18 protein-coding genes and 2 pseudogenes are annotated in these 16243 nt (G+C 38.2%); 2 read left to right on the top strand and 18 right to left on the bottom strand.

Annotated features, from left to right (window positions below):
* Positions 1-11: 11 nt before the first annotated feature.
* The 14 genes and pseudogenes from ACWODM_RS11140 to ACWODM_RS11075 form a co-directional block, all read right to left on the bottom strand.
* Positions 12-323, bottom strand: a complete 312-nt coding sequence (locus ACWODM_RS11140) for a V-type ATP synthase subunit F (RefSeq protein ID WP_455321446.1) — start codon at positions 321-323, stop codon at positions 12-14.
* Positions 313-1302 carry a V-type ATPase subunit gene (locus ACWODM_RS11135; protein ID WP_455321445.1) on the bottom strand — a complete coding sequence of 330 codons (990 nt, stop codon included), beginning with the start codon at positions 1300-1302 and terminating at the stop codon, positions 313-315. The genes ACWODM_RS11140 and ACWODM_RS11135 overlap by 11 nt, the downstream gene beginning before the upstream one ends.
* Before the next feature lies 1 nt (position 1303).
* Positions 1304-1897: a hypothetical protein gene (locus tag ACWODM_RS11130; protein ID WP_455321444.1), complete on the bottom strand. Its 594-nt coding sequence runs from the start codon at positions 1895-1897 to the stop codon at positions 1304-1306.
* 18 nt (positions 1898-1915) lie between these two features.
* The gene (locus ACWODM_RS11125) at positions 1916-2386 is read right to left on the bottom strand and encodes a V-type ATP synthase subunit K (RefSeq protein WP_455321443.1); all 471 of its coding nucleotides are present in this window, start codon (positions 2384-2386) and stop codon (positions 1916-1918) included.
* A 3-nt stretch (positions 2387-2389) separates the two neighbouring features.
* A complete protein-coding gene (locus ACWODM_RS11120; RefSeq protein WP_455321442.1) occupies positions 2390-4351 on the bottom strand; it encodes a V-type ATP synthase subunit I in 1962 nt (653 codons plus the stop codon).
* Positions 4341-4661, bottom strand: coding sequence for a hypothetical protein (locus ACWODM_RS11115; protein ID WP_455321441.1), 321 nt, complete (start codon positions 4659-4661; stop codon positions 4341-4343). Before ACWODM_RS11115 ends, ACWODM_RS11120 begins: the two co-directional genes overlap by 11 nt.
* Positions 4662-5044: 383 nt before the next feature.
* Positions 5045-6193 (bottom strand): iron-containing alcohol dehydrogenase, encoded by a 1149-nt coding sequence (locus tag ACWODM_RS11110; RefSeq protein ID WP_455321440.1) that lies wholly within the window; start codon positions 6191-6193, stop codon positions 5045-5047.
* Between the two features lie 72 nt (positions 6194-6265).
* A complete protein-coding gene (locus ACWODM_RS11105) occupies positions 6266-6832 on the bottom strand; it encodes a TSUP family transporter (RefSeq protein WP_455321439.1) in 567 nt (188 codons plus the stop codon).
* A gap of 26 nt (positions 6833-6858) precedes the next feature.
* Positions 6859-7050, bottom strand: a complete 192-nt coding sequence (locus ACWODM_RS11100) for a hypothetical protein (protein ID WP_455321438.1) — start codon at positions 7048-7050, stop codon at positions 6859-6861.
* 94 nt (positions 7051-7144) lie between these two features.
* Entirely contained in the window at positions 7145-8059 is a 915-nt protein-coding gene (sucD, locus tag ACWODM_RS11095; protein WP_455321437.1) for a succinate--CoA ligase subunit alpha, read from the bottom strand.
* Positions 8060-8142: 83 nt separating this feature from the next.
* Complete coding sequence (locus tag ACWODM_RS11090) at positions 8143-8943, bottom strand: pyruvate formate lyase family protein (RefSeq protein WP_455321436.1); 801 nt, start codon at positions 8941-8943, stop codon at positions 8143-8145.
* 42 nt (positions 8944-8985) lie between these two features.
* A complete protein-coding gene (locus ACWODM_RS11085; RefSeq protein ID WP_455321435.1) occupies positions 8986-9219 on the bottom strand; it encodes a hypothetical protein in 234 nt (77 codons plus the stop codon).
* 33 nt (positions 9220-9252) lie between these two features.
* A pseudogene (gene hpfH / locus ACWODM_RS11080) lies at positions 9253-10202 on the bottom strand ((2S)-3-sulfopropanediol dehydratase activating enzyme).
* Between the two features lie 236 nt (positions 10203-10438).
* Positions 10439-10762, bottom strand: a complete 324-nt coding sequence (locus tag ACWODM_RS11075; protein ID WP_455321466.1) for a response regulator transcription factor — start codon at positions 10760-10762, stop codon at positions 10439-10441.
* Positions 10763-10896: 134 nt separating this feature from the next.
* Between ACWODM_RS11075 and ACWODM_RS11070 the strand changes: the two are divergent.
* Positions 10897-11467: pseudogene (locus ACWODM_RS11070) on the top strand (chromate transporter).
* Positions 11464-12027, top strand: a complete 564-nt coding sequence (locus tag ACWODM_RS11065) for a chromate transporter (RefSeq protein ID WP_455321434.1) — start codon at positions 11464-11466, stop codon at positions 12025-12027. Before ACWODM_RS11070 ends, ACWODM_RS11065 begins: the two are co-directional and overlap by 4 nt.
* Before the next feature lie 24 nt (positions 12028-12051).
* Here the strand turns inward: ACWODM_RS11065 and ACWODM_RS11060 are convergent, their stop codons facing one another.
* The 4 genes from ACWODM_RS11060 to ahpC form a co-directional block, all read right to left on the bottom strand.
* Positions 12052-12819 (bottom strand): YibE/F family protein, encoded by a 768-nt coding sequence (locus ACWODM_RS11060; protein ID WP_455321433.1) that lies wholly within the window; start codon positions 12817-12819, stop codon positions 12052-12054.
* Entirely contained in the window at positions 12816-13838 is a 1023-nt protein-coding gene (locus ACWODM_RS11055) for a YibE/F family protein (protein ID WP_455321432.1), read from the bottom strand. The genes ACWODM_RS11060 and ACWODM_RS11055 overlap by 4 nt, the downstream gene beginning before the upstream one ends.
* 130 nt (positions 13839-13968) lie before the next feature.
* Positions 13969-15501, bottom strand: a complete 1533-nt coding sequence (gene ahpF / locus ACWODM_RS11050) for an alkyl hydroperoxide reductase subunit F (protein WP_455321431.1) — start codon at positions 15499-15501, stop codon at positions 13969-13971.
* Between the two features lie 11 nt (positions 15502-15512).
* Positions 15513-16073: an alkyl hydroperoxide reductase subunit C gene (gene ahpC / locus ACWODM_RS11045; RefSeq protein WP_455321430.1), complete on the bottom strand. Its 561-nt coding sequence runs from the start codon at positions 16071-16073 to the stop codon at positions 15513-15515.
* Positions 16074-16243: the final 170 nt, after the last annotated feature.

Genomic DNA, 16243 nt, shown 5'->3' with positions numbered 1-16243 from the left:
TCAGCTCCTTCCTAAAGAATATTCTGTCCAACAGCTTTTTCCATATTTTTCTGTATTGCTTGACGTCCAATTCCTTTAGAACCTTCATAGGTAGGAATCAGCACGATCGCAGGTGAAAGCTGATCATTAAATTTTTCGATCTTTTCCATGATTTGTTGGGCACAATCTTCGGTGATATAGATCACACTATACTTTGCTTCGATCATTTCATCAAAAGCACTTGTCGTCGTAGCGACATCATTTCCATATCGAACAGTGAACCCAAATAATTTGAAAGGAAGAATGGACTCTTTGTCTCCGATAACACCAATTTTATAACTCATTGACTTCTCGCATCCTTTCTCTAATTTGTTCCTTTGTAAAGCCACTTCTTTTTCCAACAATAATCAGCCTTAAATTGGTTGCTTCCATATCCTTAGCATTTAAAAAAGCTAACAATGGCAATGGTCCAAAAGCTGTGGTTCTTGATCGTTCAAAAAAAGAAGTCAGATAGTTGTCTTTGATCAGATCCAGTTGTAGAAAATCGATCTCCTCGTTTAAAGCTGGCGCTAATAAATCGCCATATTCCGATAAAAGCAGAAACGCTTTAAATTCTTCCATTGGTTTGCCAACATATTCCAAAAAAGTATCCTTCGCTATCGAACCTGCACTTGATAAAACAGCAGACATAAAACCATAGCTTCTTTTTTGTAAAATACAACGAGCAGTGATCACAATATTGGTTAAATCAATGAAATGAATCGTTTTTTCCAAAAGTTCTGGAGAACCGATCAGTTCTGCTAAACGACGCTGTTCCTTCAAAAATCTACGATCATAAATAACGTCGATTCCTTGTAGAATCGTTGATTCTTGGAAATACGATTCTACGTCATGAATCGCTTGTAGTACTTTTTCCGGTAATTGAGAGGAATGCCCCGTTTCTATGGCTCTTTTCAACTCTTCCATTGAATAAAAACCATCTGGCAAAAACAAATAATCGTAATTTTCATTGATTCTTGCTGCTTTTGTTAAAGTTTTTAAATTATGGAAGGTATTACGCATCGTGTACATCCAAACAATTTCAGAATCAGGTGTTAGTTCAATCATTTCCTGGTAAGTGGCTAGCAATTCTTCATTTAGTATCTCTTCAAACTCAAATTGAAAATCTGAGCTTAAGTGTTTCCCGTATACTGTCGGTCGCAAAATCTCAGCCACTCGGTCAAAAGAGTCCGCTTCGATCAATTGCTGAAAAATTTCTTTGGATAGTAGCTCACTTTCTTTGATCCGAATGATAGGATTGACTGTATGATACAAATCTTTCACTTTATCCCTCCTCATTGAAAAGAGCATGCATGATCTCACTGCCATTTGTTTTCTTCATTTCAGATAGTAATTCATGATAAAAGAAATTATACTGAATACCTTTTTGCTCAATCAAAAAGCCATGTTCTTTTTCTCGGCTCTTTGTTCCTAAAACAAATTGTGTTTGGAGCTGTTCATTCACCTTGTCTAACCAAGCTGAAGTGAAGGTAGTATCAGACATTAAGTTCCCTGGAATAAACATTCCGTCTTTAAATCCTGATTTTTCCAGCGACTGTTCCGCAAATTCTCTTGCCTGCTCCTCATCCCAATTAGCCATTGTTTGATAGGCAGCCTCAAAAATACGTTCCAAGTATTTTTGCTTTTCCTTTAGTCTTGTTTGTCGTCCCTTGACAATCAGGCGATTTTTTTCTTGTTGAAATTTACGCTCTAATTGATCTTTTTGGCGAGCAAGAAGTTGTTGATGCTCATTTTCTTTGCTTCTTTTCTCAACTAAAAAATGAGTATCTATTTCCTCTAGACGATTTTTTTCTAAGATATCTCTTTCTTCTTCGGTTTGTCGATTAATCTCTAGAATGATGTTTTCAATCGCATCCATGGATACTCCTCCTATTCTTTAAATGCTTCCCAATAATAAGAAAGAAATTACAAATCCTAGGATCGCGTACATTTCAACCATGACAGAGTACATAACACCTTTAAAGAAATGTTCTGGTTTTTTTGCAAGAATTTGAATACCTGCAGCAGAAACTTTCCCCTGAGGAATCGCTGAGCTCAATCCTGTAAAAGCAACTGGAAGTGAAGCACCTAGATAAGAAACCCCCGCAACAACTGTCATATCTGAAGAAAGACTTGTAAAAATCATCGCTGCAATCGCAAAACCATACAATCCTTGGGTTGCTGGTAACAGTTGTAAGATCAATGACTGACCAAATTTTTCTGGCTGACTAGTCATCAAAGCTGCCGAAGCCTCACCTGTTTTTCCTACACCGATCGCTGATCCGATACCAGGGAAAATCGTTGCCATCCCCATCGCTAAAATTGCAAAAATAATACCTGAGTTGTTTTCTAATAAGTAGTTGATCATTCTTTATTCCTCCGTTTTCTTTTGAATATTCATATATTTTTCTTCTGCTTTGAATGGATGGAAGGATCTTCCACCACCTTGATAAAATTTGCCAAAAAATTCAACATATTGTAATCGTGCTGCATGAACATAAGCGCCTAATACAGACAAAAAGATATTCAAGCCTTGCAAAATCACGATCAGGATAATCCCAATGCTAAATCTAGCTGCAGGAGGCATCGTTCCCACCAGCATATTAAACGCCATGGCGATACTTCCACCTGAGATTCCCAATGCCATCAATCGACTATAGCTGACAAAGTCACCAATGTAACCAGTAATCCCATATAATTCATAAACACCGCTAAAAAAGCCGCCAATTTTAGATTTCGATTGAATCGTTGGAATCAATAAGATCAATACGGCACTGATCACTGCAATAATGGTACCGGCACGTTGTAGAGATTCAGAGTCAAGCAACAGAGCTCCTGCCGCTGCTATGAAAATCCCTCCTAACAGTGCCTGCCAGGCAAAACCATCACCGATTGCAGACAAATAATATTTTTTCTTGATATTCTCTTTTGCTGCCAAGAATAAACCAGTAAATATTTGAATGCCTCCGAAAATCAAAGAAATCATAAAAATCGTCATGAAGTCATTCGTAGGAGAAAGTAGTTGGAATGGCAGAGTTACACCAAACGCGCTACCGTAGATAATTCCCCAGAAAATAACTGAAAGAGAAAGTAACTGGAAGAGTTGAACAAATTTTTTCGTTCCAGTTGGCAAAGTCAAGAGTTTCAGACCGATCGTCGTTCCCAAAAGCATCAAGATACCATAGCCTAAATCAGCGACCATCATACCGAAAAACACAAGATAGAAAGGCGCCATCCAAGGCGTAGGATCAATCTCTTCATACTTTGGCAAAGCATACATTCCTGTCAGACTTTCAAAAGGCTGTATCAACTTGCTGTTTTTTAACTTCGTGGGCACATCGTTGTCGATGATTTGTTTTCGAGTTGGTCCTTCAACAGAAAAGTACAATTCCTCTTGAGAAAAATTCTCCAAAAGATTCTTTTTGATGATTTCGATCTCATCATCAGCAACCCATCCTCTAATAACAACCAAATAATCTGAACATGCGGAAGTCTCTTTGATTTTTTCTCTTGAAATTTTCGCCAATAAAATTTCTTCATTTAATTGTAGGTAAGCAACTTGTCTTTTGTAGAAGCCAATGTCTATCGAATCATTTTTTTGATTTTTCGCAATTTCTGCCAGATTTTTTTTTGCAGTAGCAAGTAATTCCCTTGGCGATTGATCATAGGGATTGACTTCAAATTCAACTCCTAAAGGTTTTAATTGTTCTAAAATATTTTCTTGTACCTTTAAATACAAGCCACTGAAAGAAACATCGGTTTTTGTTGTTTCATGAACCTCAAAATGAATATTGTTTGCAACTAAAAATTCACGGACTTCTTCCCAACGATTTTCAGAAACATTTGCTAAAAAATAGGAAACATATTCCAACTCTTCTTCCGGTCGCAAATCAATCGTCTGCCATTTTGTTGCCCAGGATTCTGCATTTAACCAATAATCGTAATCTTTTTGATTCGTTTCCCAATTGTCTTTTAAAGTGTTGATGTTTTCTAGCATTTCCCGTAATGCCTCTTCATTATATTCTTGCTCTAATTGCGAGATATCCATTTCAGCACGTTTTAACGTATGCACACGTTGTTTTGAAGAGCCATAATTACGAATAAAAACAATGGCTTCTCTGATTTGTGTTAGTAAATAGTTATAAGAGGTCTGGTTGGTTCCATCAAATTCTTCCATTTCAGGAAAATAGTTGGTCAACCAGTCTTGGTTTGCTTCATCATGCAAAATATCCTCTACTTCTATTTTTTGCATACCTTGTAATAAAGTTAAAAGGGTATCTTGAAACTTTTTTTCCGCAAGAATAGACATTTTACTTAATTTGCTAACTGCCATTGACTTGCTTCACTCCTTCAATAATTTGGGCAAGAATCTCAGCTTGTTTGTCTTGATAAATTTTTTCATTCAATTCGTCTTCTACTTTGAGTGATTCTGTCAGTTCTTGTTTTTGTCTTGACAATACTTCTTGATGTGAATGTTGTATTTCCTCTAGTAATTGATTCCGCTCTTTTTGTTGAAGACGATTGATTTCTTCCAGTTGTTCTTCTTTTTCTTGTTTATATAAGAACAGCTTTTGGAGCAACTCTTGTTTTTTACGTTGATTCTCTTCCTCGGTTTGACGTACTCGTTCTAAAGCTTCTTTCAATATTCTATTCACTCCTTTCAAAATAAAAAAGGATCCACTTCGAAAAGTAGATCCTCAATTGGGCACAATTCAAAGAATGCTCTTCTCACCCCTTGAAGAACGCGATCCTTGAAGCAAGTTTGCTCAACCATTGTTTTTATTTAATTATTTAGTTCGTTATTTAGTATAGCAAATCCGCTTTAGAAATGCCAATAAACTTTTGAAAAAACTTTCGAAAAATTTTCAAAAGTTTTGATCAAAAAATATGTACACGTTTATTTTCTCTGTCCTTTCAAAATCTTTTGACGACATCACTCAGACATCAGAAACAAGACCACAGTTGATTAGGTAGCCCTTATTTGACTAAGGACTACCTAATCTTGAAGCCTTAAACAGTATCGGTTCTACAGTGCTTTTTTATAAAGCTCAATGATATCCTGAACATTCGATTGTCTTGGATTCGCTGGAATATTTCCACTCTTCATAGCATCCTCTGCCATTTGAGGAATCAGATCTTCCGTCACTCCCACTTCAGACAAACTATTCGGAATTCCTAAATTTTCGTTTAGCTTAATCAATTCCTCTACAAGCAATCGAGGTTCGAAGCCTTGATGATCAATATTTCCACTACGAATATAATTGTAGATTTTTTCGTACTTACCATTGTCTGCAATAGCATTGTATTCGACAATCGTCGGCAACAATACAGAATTTGCTACTCCATGAGCGACATGGAAGTAGGCACTGACTGGATGACTCATCGCATGCACATTTCCTAACCTAGCCCAAGCAAAAGAAATACCCGCAAAATTAGAACCCGCCATCATGGCACAAGCTGCTTCTTTGTCTTGTCTGTTTGCAACAAAACGACGGAGATTTGGACCGATCAGCTCCATAGCCTTTTCTGCCATTGCATCCGAAAAAGGTGTGGAGAGAGTGGAAACATAGGCTTCCATTGCATGGATCAGTGCATCCACTCCACAGGCGGCAGCAATTGAAGCTGGTGTAGTCATGATCAATTCAGGATCTAAGATCGCATATTTCGGCAACATTTCATAGCTAATCACAGAAAATTTATAATTTCTCTCCTCATCTGTAATAACAGCTGAAGCAGTAACTTCACTGCCTGTTCCAGCAGTAGTTGGAATAGCGATCATTGGTGCGATTGGCCATGGAACTTTATGAAGACCTTCATAATCAATGATCAATCCACCATGTGTGATCAAGACACCCACTGCTTTTGCTACATCGATGGAACTTCCCCCTCCCAATGCAATAATACTTGATGCACCAGATTCTTTGTATAAGGCTTCCGCATCATTTACGATTTGAACAGTAGGGTTAGGCTGAACATCCAGATAGCTAGTACATTTCACTCCGCCACTCTCAATTATTTCCTGAACTTTCTTAACCAGACCAATACTTTCCAGACCTCTATCTGAGATCAAAAAAACATGGTCTAAATCATTTTCATCAAGAATCGTTGAGAGCTTTTTTAAACTTCCCATTCCAAACTCGATATTTTGAGGTATTTTGAAATTAAAATCTTGCATGACTTTTGCTTCCTTTCTATCTTGAAATATTATTTTTGTTTAAATAACTAACTGACTTGAGTTGCCTGCTACTTAAAACAACACTAGTAAATTTCTGATAAACATATCAGCTCCGACAAACAGCAAAACAACATAAATAAATCTTAGAAATTGTTGCTTGTTGATTCTGTTCAAGAATCTGACACCAAAGAAAAATCCTAAAGCTGCCATTGGAAATGCAATTAAGTACGCATTCCACATTCTCGGAGTCCAAACACCATTACTAAATTGACTGATTGAGTTCATCGTATTCAATATCAACCAGACCCAAGTCATGGTATTACGAAACTTTTCTTTGTCCTCAACAGCATTTAACGTATAGACAGTAATCAACGGCCCTCCTATGTTGAGAGCCCCATGTACGACCCCTCCTAGTATCAGACAGCCATAGCGGAGAATCTTTTTAAACAAGGTATCTGGAGCATCTACTACCACTTCTTTTTTTAGAACAAAGGGCTTGAAAATATGATTGTAGACATTGATCAAGGCAATCAATGTAACCATCGCTCCTATCGATACTCTTGCGATCTCCGGACTGATACGAAGAAAAAGATATTGTCCAAAAAATAGTCCTGGTGCACATAGTACAACAATCTTCAACAAATCTTTCCATGAAACTTTATTTACTACTCGAACACCAAAAAAACCATAAAAGTCAGTGATAAAACCGTCCCTAGTGGCACACCAACTGCCGTACCTAAAAGTCCGTTAGTAACCGGTGCAGCAAGAACGATACTTCCAAATCCTGTCGTTCCTTGAACAAAAAAGGTAAAAATAAACATGAAACCAACTAGAAAGAAATCTAATTCGAATGTCATAGTGTTCTCCATTCAGTGCCGCAATCCGCCTTTGCGGCACGAATACTATTTAGGTTTACTCAGCGGAATAACCTATGTGTGGAATCTCATACAATCAATTGACTTTTGCTGCGATTGATTGTAATCTGCTATTTTCAGCACTATTTTTCTCAACAAAATCGACAATCTTACCCAGAGTAGGACATACAGTCACTCCTGCACTTTCCAATGCGTTGACTTTCGACTTGACAGTCCCCATATTTCCACTGACAATTGCTCCTGCATGACCCATCCTTTTATTTTCTGGTGCTGACATACCCGCGATATAGGCACACACCGGTTTCTTCAAATTCAATTCTTTGATTTTTTCAGCAGCAAGCTCTTCGCTGGTTCCCCCGATTTCACCAATGAGAACGATCAGATCTGTGTCATCATCTTCTGCAAAGTATTCAATTACTTCAGCATGATTCATACCTACAATTGCATCCCCGCCAATTCCGACACAAGTAGAGAGGCCATATCCTTTGAAGGTTAGATTAGAAGCCGTCTCATGGGTCAACGTACCACTTCTAGAAATCAAACCAATATGTCCCTGACCATAGATGTAGTCTGGCATAATACCCAATTTTGACTGTCCAGACGAGATCACACCAATCGTATTTGGTCCAATCACTTGAGTTCCATATAATTTTGCTTCTTTAACTATTTCCAGCGTATCTAAGACTGGAACGAACTCGGTAATGATGACGAGTAACTCGATTCTTTCTCTAACAACAGACAAAGCAGCATCCTTCACAAATTGTTTAGGTACCAGTAGCATGGCAGCTTTTATTTCTGGATAAGAAACCAACGCATCCTTTACCGAATCGAAAACAGGAACTCCTTCCACTAATTCTCCGGTTTTCCCTGGTGAGACACCAGCTAGCAATTTTGAACCTGCCTCCAAAGTTCTTTTACAGTGGATTCTTCCTTGCTTTCCTGTGATACCAATAATCAGCATGGGAGTCTCTTCGTTAATTAGAATACTCATGCATTTGCTCCTCCTTCAGCGTTAATAATAGTTGAACGGCTTCGTCTGTCGTACCGAATTTGATTTGAGAAAATCCGTGCTCTTCATAAAGTTGCCAACCTTCTTCCTGATTGAAGCCTCTTGACGTATTCTACTTCAAGCAGCTCCAAGACGAATTCCTTTGTAATTTTGCCCTGTTGGATATCTGCTTCGTAATAAGGCTGTAGCCACTGATCCATTCGTCCATAAGAGATCGAGTGACCATTGCTTTCAACTTGAATCAGTGCTGTGGCAATGTTGAACAGTTGCAGTGCCTGCCAAAAGTTTTCTGGCGCTCCTTTAGCAATCTGATAGCAGTTCGCAGCCATCTCTTCTAATTCTTGCTTCCGTTGTTCATTTTTTTCGATAGCGGCTTTTTCTTCAGCCAATTTTGCATAACGTTCCGTATATTTCATTGCAGCTTCATGCATGATGATCATTGCTTGGTATTGATCTCTTTTATCACCATAATCGGGGTCTCTTTTACTTAGAGTTTCCAAGTGTTTTTTTGCTTCTCTAACTAAACCAGCAAATCCAACTTCCATCAATTTTGGATAGTTGATCGCTAAATGACCAGTTCCTGCATAGTGATACAGATTGGTCTGGAAAATTCTTTCCCCTACTTCCGATCCTTTTACTTGATCTTCATCCAGTCTCACATTGACCAAATCATCGATTGTTTTTCCTTTCCACCAAGCACAAAGTTCCAAAATCTCTTGTCTCTCTTCATCATTTCTGATATAAAACTGGTCGTTCGGACGTTCTTCAAATGGAGAGTGCAAGATTTCATCAATGATCCAGTTAACTGAAAACTCTGGATAAATTGGGGATGCTTTCGCCGGAGCGGCAATCTTACCAACGATCAAATCATCCTCATAAATTTCCAGTCCAACATTGAGCAAAATGTTTTAGAAGGCTCTGGCACAAACAAGTTTGCGAGGATAACCTTCATACTTTTGGTATGCTTCTGTAATTAATCTTAGCCTTTCAACATCAACATCATACGGACGGTCTAAAAAGGTTTGTCTCAGTTTGTTAACACGGGGAAATGGTGACCAGTCCGCATGATTCACCTGATAACCAATACCATAGGTTTGATCAAAAGGTTCTGTTCCACGTGCTTCTGTAAGCGTGATACTCATTTCAAAAATCCTCCTCTATTTATAAAAAAATATTTAATGTTTTTCCTTTGTCCCTACTAAACAATGAGTGCCTCGACTCTTAAAATATTCGGCAATTTTCCGAACACGTTTTTGAAAAGATTCCCTGTCAACGTGGACCCCTTCGATTCCATAAGGGATACCTAGTGCTTCGTATTTTTCAACACCCAGACGCATGAAGCTCAATAGCTGCAGCGTTCTTACTCGCCCGCTCATTTCATTCAGAATAAAGTCAGCGGTTGCCTCAATATTTACCATGTCATCGTTGACATCTGGGACCACCGGGATTCTTAGTATCAATTCTCGATTGTCCTCTACTATTTTTTTTAGATTTTCCAAGATTTTGTTGTTATGCACCCCAGTATGTTCTCGGTGGATTTCCGAATCCATGTGTTTGATATCTGAGATCCATAAATCTGTATAAGGAATCAACTTTTCTACTTCTTTCCATCTGCCATGAAAAGTTGTCTCAAAACAAGTCTGAATTCCTTCTTCCTTGCATGCCTTGAACAAATCTGCTACAAAATCACTTTGCATCAGAGCTTCTCCACCGGAAACTGTCACTCCACCACCAGAACGGTCATAATAGCCTTTGTCTTTTCGAATCACTTCCATACATTCTTCAACAGACATCATCTCTCCCCATTGCTTGATCGCATCTGATGGACATGCCTCTGCATATTCTTCAAAATTTTTAATTTTTTGGAATCTATGGCGTTCAATTTATTGTTTTCAAAGTGCAGCACTTCACTTGAAGAGCAAATACTTTCACAAAGTCCACATTTTTCGCGAGAAATACACTTGGACGTATACGCACCTAATTCTGTACGTACTGACCAGCTCTCAGGGTTGCTGCACCAGGAACATCTCAACGGACAGCCCTTTAAAAATAATTCAGTTCTCAATCCAGGACCATCATGCAAAGTATATCTTTGAATATTGAATACATTTCCTTTACGTGACACTTGTCTCTCTCCTTTCACTTTTTTTGATCTTCCTTCATGTTAAAAGTGTAACAAAGAAAACGCTTAATAAATATTAGCCAATTGTACTATTTTATATAGGGAATGTTCCTTATATTTGAAATTGACCTCTCTATGAACAAAAATACTTTGTGTCTCATCCTTAAAAAATTCAACAAAAAAAGCACATTCCTTCCCAGGAAATGTACTTTTTAAATTCCTTTAAAATACTAGCGCATCTAGTAATATTTTCTGTTATCTATCCATTTAGACAATTCATATCGACTACTAACACCGCATTTCATATAAATATTTTGCACATGCTTCTTTAGTGTATGATAGCTGATGACCATCTTTTCTGCAATTGCCCGATATGTAAGACCATTATATAAATGCTCTGTTACTCTCAATTCAGTAGGAGTTAAGGGTGCCTCTTTTCTCAAAAAGTCCAATCCGTTTTCTTCATGTTGCTTACTGATAGTTATCCAATAATACCTGTCGATAATACCATTAGAATAACGTTGATTGTACCCATGAATGTTAAAAGCATAGTCTTTTATCACACGTACTTGAACAATGTCAGAAGAAGATTCTTCGTCCTCTCCATTTAAAAGTATTGACAACCAATTACACGGGATAGAACTCTATCAACGTATATAATAAAGATTACGAAACAATTCAGAAAAAGGAGCTCTTTATGAAGATGTTCAAATCATTCAAAATTTTATTTTTACTTTTTCGAATCACATTCTCCATCAGTGCATTCACATTTGGTGGAGGTTACATCATCGCTATCCCCATGATGCGAAAATCCTTTGTTGAAAAGTTGGAATTACTGAGTGAGAAAGAATTGATGGATATGTCAGCGATCGCTCAATCCACACCAGGGGCCATTGCTGTAATTATAGCCGTGTTGGTTGGCTATCGAATAGCTGGAATTAAAGGAGCTGTCATCAGCCGTCCTTCCTCCCTTAGTGATCATCTCACTGCTCTCTGTCTTTTATCAGGCTTTTCGTGACAACTCGATCGTTTCAGCGATTCTTAAGGGAATGGAAGCTGGAGTCGCTGCCATCATTGTTGACTTGTTGATCGATATGAGTCGTGTGATCCTAAAAGAGAACAATGCTTTGATGACCTTTCTGCCAATCGCTGTCTTTACTGCTAGCTTTATTTTTAACATCAATGTTTTACTACTGATCCTTCTTAGCGCAGTTTTATGTCTGATCCAAACGTATTTAACGAAGAAAAAAAGGAGTGGTTTTCGTTGAACAAAGCAACTATGACACTTTTTTTAGTGTTCCTACAAATCGGAACTTTTAGCATTGGCGGTGGCTACGCAATCATTCCTCTAATTCATGGACAGGTAGTCCATGCGTATCAATGGTTGACCCTTCAAGAATATACCGACATCATTACGATTTCTCAAATGACACCCGGTCCATTAGTGGTAAACACCGCTTCTTTTGTTGGTATAAGAATTGGTGGTATCACTGGTTCCATCGCCGCCACCTTTGGCAATATTCTACCAGGAACTCTCAGCTCGATCTTCCTGTACAGATTTTTTACCAAGCACCAAAATATCGACTTTGTGGCAAATGTTTTAAAAGGCTTGCAAGCTAGTTCTATAGGATTGATCGCTTCAGCAGCTGCAACAATTATTTTATTGTCTTTTTTCGGAGTATCTTCTTTGGATTTTGAACAGATGGATGGCAATATCGTCGCAGTCATTCTATTTGCCGCCTCATTATTTGTTTTGAGAAAATATAAAATCAATCCAATCGTGTTGCTACTAATCACAGGGGTGATCGGATTGCTCCTCTATGCATAATAGTATTTGTGAAAGTTAGACCCTCTAAGAATCAAAAGTATTGTTTTTTAACAGATACCAGCTAGTAACCAAACTGGTAAAGGGTAACAACAAAGCAACCCCCAAACCTGAAAGTAAAATAATCATCAGTTCTGAGACAAAATCTTTGGAATTCAACATCATTTGCCAAGGAATACTCAAGTCCTGATACCAAAAAATCAGTGCAATTCCACTACTGATAAAGGCAAACAACAAGGTATTGACTGTAGAATTCAAGATACTTTTAACAACCGTCATACTTGAACGAAAGAGCTGCTGAAAAGTTAGCTCTTTTTCTTTGTGACGGAACAATTCACAAGTAGCACTTGCGATCGACATACTTCCATCGACCAAAGCCCCCGAGACTCCGATCAGCAACACTGAGACACTTAATTCTGAAAAACGGATCGGCAAATTTAAGTCCATCACAGACAATTCCTCAAATTCTTGTGTAGGAAACCCATGAATAGCCAAGGCCTGTAACAAGGGGATAAATATAATTGTCAGTAGGAATAAAAACAAGACCATACTGTAAAAAGCAATTTTGGTCTTCTCTGTCCATCCGTTCACATAAGCCAAGGTCACTAAGCTGTTTGCCAATATATACAACAAACTGACTAGATACACTGAAAACTGAAGATGCAACAAAAAAATGAACAATAAAAACAACGCTGTATTGATAAATAAGCCACTTAGCACATAAAAGGCGCTTTTTCCTAGAATCAAGCTAGTCGATAAGACAAATAGCAACAATAGTAAGGTAAGAACATTCATTTATCTGTCCTCCCTAAATAGAAAAATCCCAGTGCAACGGGGATTGAAAACAGAATTCCGAATCCACCACATAAAATACGAACCATTTCCAATGATAACAAGGTATTGATCGTTTGAAAAAAGGACCAACCATTAAAAAGATACAATAGAATCATCGGTATACTGCTACTAAGGTAGGAACACACTAAAACATTGATCATTGTCCCACTGATATCTTTGCCGACGACTCTTCCAGACTGAATCAATCGGCTCATCGATACCCGTGAATTTTGCTTCTCAATCTCCTCCAGAGTAGAGATGACTGTAACCACTGTGTCCAAAGAAGCACCAATTGCTCCGATCAACAGACTGGTTAAAAAAATGGGGCGGTAGGGTCTTGTCAGTACCCCCATATCTTCAAAACGAAGACCCCGATCATTAAATAGTTCCATTGAAAAATAACAAATCGAAAAAGCGAGCAAAATTGTTACCAAAGTAGATAAAAATTTTTTCAAGCTGTTCTTTTGAATCCCATCAATCAAAAACAAGGTGACTGCTACCGCAAATACCATATAGCCAAGTGTCACCTGTACTAGAGGGAATTGTGAGTAGGTGCGGTAAAACCAGATCATAAAATACAAGGCCAGACTATTTAAAACAACGCTGAGAAAAGTTGTCAGCCCAGTTTTCCCACCGATAAACAGGAGTGTCAGTAAGAGTAAACTAATGACAAAAAAGACAAGACCATCTCTTTTCTTCTCCAGAACCTCAGAATTTCTGTAAAAAACTTGATCCCCAGGCTGTAAATGAACATATTCAATCTCGTTCTCTTGATAAGGAGCATGCAAATCAACGATTGCTCCTCGATTATCGCCATTGACTATCTTACCTTCAATGATTTGTTGTCCCTCTTCGATGGTCACCTGTTCGATCTTTACTATTGGTTCCTGATACAATCGTCCGCTGTATTTTTGGATTACCACACTGATCAAGCTACAAATGACCAATGCGAAAATCACTAGATAACGTTTCTTAAACATTTGCTTCTCCTTCAATCAACTCTTGCTTATAAGGATAATTCAATTCCTACAGAATGACAACTACTCTTAATCTTGATTTAAAAAACAAAAAAAGAGAAATCACTGTGGATTTCTCTTTTCGAAGGATCTATTATTGACGAATCATGTAATCAAATGCACCTAGAGCCGCTGTGGCACCGGCACCCATTGAAATAATGATCTGTTTGTAGGCACTGTCAGTACAGTCACCTGCAGCAAAGACACCTTCCAAACTTGTCATTCCATGACCATCGACCGCGATTTCACCGCGTTCATTTAATTTCACTTCTGAATCACGTAACCAAGCAGTATTTGGCACTAAACCAATCTGAACGAAGACACCTTCTAAAGCAATATGATGCTCCTCATTTGTTTCACGATCGACATAAGAGATACCATTGACCTGATCCGTACCAGTGATTTCTTTTGTTGCGACGTTTTTGATCACTGTCACATTAGACAATGAGTTGACACGATCTTGCAGCACTTGGTCAGCCTTCAATTCAGGCAAGAATTCCAAGACATAAACATGTTTTGCCAAACCAGCCAAATCGATCGCTGCTTCGATCCCAGAGTTTCCTCCGCCGATAACTGCAACATCTTTGCCTGTAAACAATGGACCATCACAATGTGGACAGTTCGTTACACCTTTTGTACGAAACTCTTCTTCACCAGGAACGTTGACGTTTCTCCAAGCAGCACCTACAGATAAGATCGCTGACTTGGCTTTTAAAACAGCCCCGTTTTCTAATTCCACTTCGATCAACTCGTTTTTACGAATTGATTTCGCACGTTGGTTTTTCATGATGTCTACATTGTATTGATTCACGTGTTCTTCGACTTGTGCCATCAGACGAGGACCTTCAGTGTATGGCGTACCGATCATATTTTCGATCCCCACTGTGTCCATGACCTGGCCGCCGTAAGTTTCAACGACCATTCCGGTATTGATTCCTTTACGAGCAGCATAGATCGCTGCACTGTTACCCGCAGGACCACCACCGACAACTAAAACATCAAACACATCTTTATCCGCAAATTCATCGGCACTTGTTGGACCAGCAGCTAATTCTACCAATTGTTCGATCGTCATACGACCACTTGCAAATTCTTCTTCACCCAGAAGAACCGTTGGAACTGCCATGATTTTCTTCGTTTCTACTTCTTCTTGGAACATACCGCCTTCAACCATTGTATGGGAAATCTTAGGATTTAATACAGACATGATGTTGAGTGATTGAACAACATCCGGACAGTTATGACAAGTCAGACTTACATATGTCTCAAAATGAAGCTCTTTATCAATTGCTTTGATTCTTTTAGCAATTGCTTCATCTACTTTTGGTGCACGACCAGCTACTTGCAGCAAAGCAAGAATAAAAGAAGTGAATTCATGTCCTAAAGGTAATCCAGCAAATTCAACACGTGCTTCTTGACCAGGTTGTGCCAAAGCAAAACTTGGCGTACGAGAAAGTGTCACTTCCTCGACAGAAAGTTTAGGAGACATCTCAGTGATTTCTTCCAAAAACTCTCTTACTTTTACTGAATTTTCGTCTTCAGCCAAACTTGCTTTAAAAACAATGTCAGATTCCAGTAGTTCTAAATACTGAGCTAATTGACCTTTGATTTCTGTATCTAATGCCATGATAGCCCTCCTTAAATTTTACCTACTAGATCTAGACTTGGTTTTAATGTTTCTGCCCCTTCTTTCCATTTCGCAGGACAAACTTCACCTGGATGTGTGCGAACGTATTGAGCAGCACGGATTTTGTCGATCAAGCTGCTGGCATCACGTCCGATACCGTCTGCATTGATTTCAACTGCTTGCACGATACCATCTGGATCAATGATGAATGTTCCACGTTGTGCCAAACCTTCCTCATCCAACACTTCAAAACCTTCTGAAATGACATGAGATGGGTCGCCGATCATGATGTATTCGATTTTACCGATTGCATCTGAATGATCATGCCATGCTTTATGTGTAAAGTGAGTATCTGTTGAAACAGAGTAAACTTCAACACCCAATTCTTTCAATGTAGGATACTGCTCTTGCAAGTCTTCTAATTCAGTCGGGCAAACAAAAGTAAAGTCTGCTGGATAGAAACATACGATGCTCCATTTTTCTTTGAAATCTTCTGAAGATACTTCAATAAATTCACCTTTGTGGTAAGCATTAGCTTTAAATTCTACAATTTCTTTTCCGATTAATGACATTTTACGTCCTCCAATTAGAATAATTATTTGAGAATAATCTCTATTAATTACTATATAGAAACTCAGAAATAAGGTCAATCGTTTTGCCTGAATTCTTCCAATAAATTTTGTTTGTGAAATAAAATACTGTTATATATAATTTTATCGTTGAATTATCAACGATTCATCCA

This window comes from Enterococcus olivae (assembly GCF_053760925.1).
Note: the sequence above shows the minus strand (reverse complement) of the source record. Positions and strands in the feature narration are given on the sequence as shown.